The organism is Endozoicomonas sp. Z74, assembly GCF_057680865.1.
In genome coordinates this window covers 1-672 of record NZ_JBLYZI010000271.1, presented here as the reverse complement: position 1 = coordinate 672, position 672 = coordinate 1, and the positions used below count along the sequence as shown (strand labels likewise).

1 protein-coding gene is annotated in these 672 nt (G+C 42.0%); it reads right to left on the bottom strand.

All coding sequences use genetic code 11. The annotated features are described in order from the left end of the window. Nucleotides 1–522 precede the first annotated feature (522 nt). Nucleotides 523–669 carry an integrase core domain-containing protein gene (locus ACNRUY_RS26720; RefSeq protein ID WP_488110674.1) on the bottom strand — a complete coding sequence of 49 codons (147 nt, stop codon included), beginning with the start codon at nt 667–669 and terminating at the stop codon, nt 523–525. Nucleotides 670–672: the final 3 nt, after the last annotated feature.

The window sequence follows — 672 nt, the reverse complement described above, 5'->3', positions numbered from 1 at the left end:
TGATTAGTATGAATCATAAGGGTTACCTTTTTACGATTTAGATTTCAGTGATTTCACCCTCTATCTAAATCGGTAACCCTTCCCTTTTTTGAAGAGGGAATTGTCAGATCAGATCTGAACTAATGCATATTATTCAGTCTCTGATTTATCGAGTTTGAAGAAACGATTTATTTTTGATCCGAGCGGACCAAAAGCGCATAAGGATCATACGCCGCCATTACAGTCCGTTGAAAACCTGGAATCAGCTCCACTTTCTCCATCTCCGGAAATGCCCAGCAGAAAAAGAAAAATGGATTCTGATCAATGCCCTGAAGTTCATAAGACGAAAAGCCCCTATCGGCAAGGGCTATTCAGCGTGTTTAGTGGTTACTTCGATGCCAGTTTAAACTAGGTCCGCCACATCGGCGCGTAACAAAGCCTCTTTTCCAAGATCAAAACCCGCCACTGCAATGTATGGTGGACCCCATTGTCTAGACCACAAGATCCACTTTTTAAGTTATGTTCCGACTGTTGTTGAAGTCCTCAGCCAAAGTGTATTGCCTGAGGTGTTTTATAGTTCAGTGATTGATGTAGCCTTTCAGTATTGTAGAACTGGAAGTATTTTTCCAGCCCTTGGTACAGCTCGGCTACCGTTCTGAATTCGTTTAAATAGAGCCACTCATATTTCACAGA